We start from the raw sequence: 3,097 nt of genomic DNA on the forward strand, positions 1-3,097 counted from the left end.
TACTCGCCTCATTCGTTGACGACATCGGCAGATGACACCTGCCCCCGGGCCCGAACGCCGGCCGGCGGTCCCCTGCCCCCAGGCCCAACGGGGGTGGGGGAACGCGGGCCAAGTGCCTTGGACTGCTGGGATCGCGGGCCGCAGCAGGGCGTGAGTCACATCTGGCGCTCGATCAGGAACGGCAGGAGCGTCAGGATGTCCTCGACCGCGGCCGGTGCCAGCGGGACGCCGGCCAGGCAGTCACGGACGCCGTCGAGGTGACGGCGGGCCTCGTCCACAGCGGCGGCGCGTCCGCCGGCCTCCTCGATCAGTACGGCGGCCTCACGGGCGGCGGCGTCGTCCAGCGGGGACGGCGAGGTGAGGAGCGCGGTCAGGCGCCGGGCAGCCGGACCGTCCGTGGCCAGGGCCGCGAGGACGGGGTACGTCTTCTTCATCTGGCGCAGGTCGCTGTGCACCGGTTTGCCGGTGACCTCCGGGTTCCCCCACATGCCGAGCAGGTCGTCGACGATCTGGAAGGCCACACCGAGGTGCCGCCCGCTCTGGGCGAGGGCGGCGACGGTCGGGGACGGAGCTCCGGCGAGTACGGCACCGAGCGCGGCCGCGCAGCCGAGGAGGGCCCCGGTCTTGTGGTCCGCCATGGACCGGTACTCGGGCAGTCGCACCGCATCAGGCCCCGTCCAGGGCCGGGATTCGAAGAGCAGGTCCTCAGCCTGGCCGCACACCAGGTCGTTCAGCGCCGCGGCCAAGTGCCGTACCGCCGTGGCCCCGTGGGCGTTCCGCGAGTTGGCGAGGGTCTCCATGGCGAGCGCGAACAGGGCGTCACCCGCGAGGACCGCGGGCCCCGTACCGTACGCCTTCCATACGGTCTGCCGCTGCCGCCGCATCTCGTCGCGGTCCATGATGTCGTCGTGCAGGAGGGAGAAGGTGTGGATGAGCTCGACGGCGACCGCGCCGTCGAGGGCGGTTTCGCCGGGCGCGCCCGCGGCCTCCGCGCACAGCACGGCGAGTGCCTGGCGCAGCCCCTTGCCGCCCGAGCCGGGAACGGGCTTGCCGTCCACCGGGTTCCAGCCGAGCGAGAAGGCGGCCATTTCGGCAGGCCAGGGGTGGAGGCGGGCGATGGCCTCGGCCAGGGCCGGGTGCACCAGATCCCGGCAGCGGGCGAGGATCTGCGGTGCTGTGGGCTGAGCTGTCGACGGCAGGGTCATCGTTGGCCGGCCTCCTGCCCCGCCCGGGAGGTCAACGGGGGTATCCCGAGTTCGGCGTGCGCCTTGTCGACCATGTCGCGGGCGTGGAGCAGTCCGATCCGGTCGAGAGTGCGGCGCAGCTCGTCCAGGTCGGCGGCGGTCTCCTGCGGGTTGCGGCCGAGCTGGGCGAGCGTCTTGACCAGGCCGAGCCGGGCCAGCGCCTCGCCACGGGGCTCGCTCATGGCCTGGAACTCCGCCAGCGCCTCCTCGTAGACCGGCCGGGCCTCCTGATAACGGCGGGCGCGGAAGAGCACGTTGGCGCGCATCTTGTGGTTGTAGGCGAGAGCGCTGGACAGGTTCATCTCGCGGCAGGTGATCTCGGCTTCGGCGAGCAGAGCCAGGGCGCGCTCGGTGTCGTTGTCCCGTACGGACACGATGTCGGCCATGCCGCGCAGTGCCCACGCCCGGCCCCGCCGGTCGTCGGCCTTCTCGGCGATCTCGGCCGCTTCCTCGAACATCGCCAGTGCCGTGTCGTAGGAACCGGTGTTCCGGTGTATCTGCGCTATGCCCTCCAGCGCCCACACCGTGTGCCGGGCCTCGCCGCGCTTGCGGGCTTCGGCGAGCAACTGCTCGTGCAGGGCACCCACGGCCCGGTAGTCGCCCTGAATCCGACCGGTCTCCGCCATCCCCGCGAGCGAGTATCCCCGGACGACGATGTCTCCACCGCGGCCGCCCAGATCGGCGGCGAGCCCGAGCAGGCGGCGGGCCAGGGCCAGCTCACCCCGCTGGCGCGCGAGCGTGCCGCCACTCCACAGCGCCCACGCCATCGCCCCGAGGTCGTCGGCCGAGCGGGCGGCGCGGAAACTGGCCTTCCAGGCCCGGTCGGCCTCCTCGACGTTTCCCAAACGGCGTTGCGCCTCCGCGACGGCGAGCCCGCAGCGTGCGACCTCCTGCTGGGAGCCGGAGCGCTCGGCCGCCGACAACTCCTCGGTCGCCTTGGCCAGTACGTCCACCAAGGAGGAGTTGACCGACAGTGAGCCGACGGCGCCCTGATACTCGGGAGCGAATGCCTTGCTGTACATGGATGCCTTTCTGCTGCTGAGCGCTGTCCCGCGGTCACCAGTGCCGATGGCACAGGCGACGAGGGGCTGGGCCTTCGCAGAGGCTGGCCGGCAGCAACTATACGCTCCATGTATACACGTAGCGTATAGCTGGCTCCTCTGGGCGGGCCTGGATCAGTCGATTGACGAGCCGACGAGTACCGGCCGCCGCGACGAGCCACCGCCTCGGGCCGTTACGTCACCGGCCCCTGCCCCGTCCGAGGACACCCTGCGCGGTCCGCTTCTGCTGCCGATCAAGACGACTATTGGCGTCTCAGGGTTGCTCGCCCCTCGGTGAGCATCGCCACGCGCTCTTGGTCCGCCGGATCCTCGCTCACGCCGGGTGCATCGCGCCTACAACGCCCCTTCGGCCTTACGCACCGGGCGACACCTGCGGGCATACGGGCGGTCGGCGGTTTGTGTGCATACGCTGAGATCACCACTAGATCGATGGTTTGTTCGTTTTGGGTTCGACAGGAGCGCACGATGGCCACCTCCCCCCGTCCGGGCTCGGCTCCCGGGGGCGCGGTGCGAGACCGGTTTCGTGCATGGTGGCTGGAGGGTCTGACCGACATCGCCAAACACCATCCGGGCCCGCACGCCAAAGCACCGCCCGGACACCGCGGGCAGCGGTGGTGGCGGGTCATGTGCCTGACCGGCTTGGACTACTTCTCCACCCTCGGCTACCAGCCGGGCATCGCATTCCTGGCTGCGGGGCTGCTGTCCCCGGTCGCGACGGTCGTGCTGGTGCTGGTCACCCTGGCCGGTGCGCTGCCGGTCTACCGACGGGTCGCGGAGGAGAGCCCGCACGGC

2 protein-coding genes and 1 pseudogene are annotated in these 3,097 nt (G+C 71.3%); 1 reads left to right on the forward strand and 2 read right to left on the reverse strand.

What is annotated here, in order from left to right:
• Positions 1-155 precede the first annotated feature (155 nt).
• Both ACY34J_RS28840 and ACY34J_RS28845 read right to left on the reverse strand, forming a co-directional pair.
• The gene (locus ACY34J_RS28840) at positions 156-1,205 is read right to left on the reverse strand and encodes a polyprenyl synthetase family protein (protein WP_462729576.1); all 1,050 of its coding nucleotides are present in this window, start codon (positions 1,203-1,205) and stop codon (positions 156-158) included.
• Positions 1,202-2,266, reverse strand: coding sequence for a tetratricopeptide repeat protein (locus ACY34J_RS28845; RefSeq protein WP_462729577.1), 1,065 nt, complete (start codon positions 2,264-2,266; stop codon positions 1,202-1,204). Before ACY34J_RS28845 ends, ACY34J_RS28840 begins: the two co-directional genes overlap by 4 nt.
• Positions 2,267-2,770: 504 nt before the next feature.
• On the opposite strand from ACY34J_RS28845, the pseudogene ACY34J_RS28850 reads away from it, so the two are divergent.
• Positions 2,771-3,097 (forward strand): annotated as a pseudogene (locus ACY34J_RS28850) (amino acid transporter); the annotation flags it as partial.

The sequence above is a fragment of the Streptomyces sp. HSS9-12 genome (genome assembly GCF_054963655.1).

Excerpts from the sequence above, each read along its gene's own strand:
- ACY34J_RS28845 (WP_462729577.1), bottom strand. The coding sequence starts at position 2,266 with ATGTACAGCAAGGCATTCGCTCCCGAGTATCAGGGCGCCGTCGGCTCA.
- ACY34J_RS28840 (WP_462729576.1), bottom strand. The coding sequence starts at position 1,205 with ATGACCCTGCCGTCGACAGCTCAGCCCACAGCACCGCAGATCCTCGCC.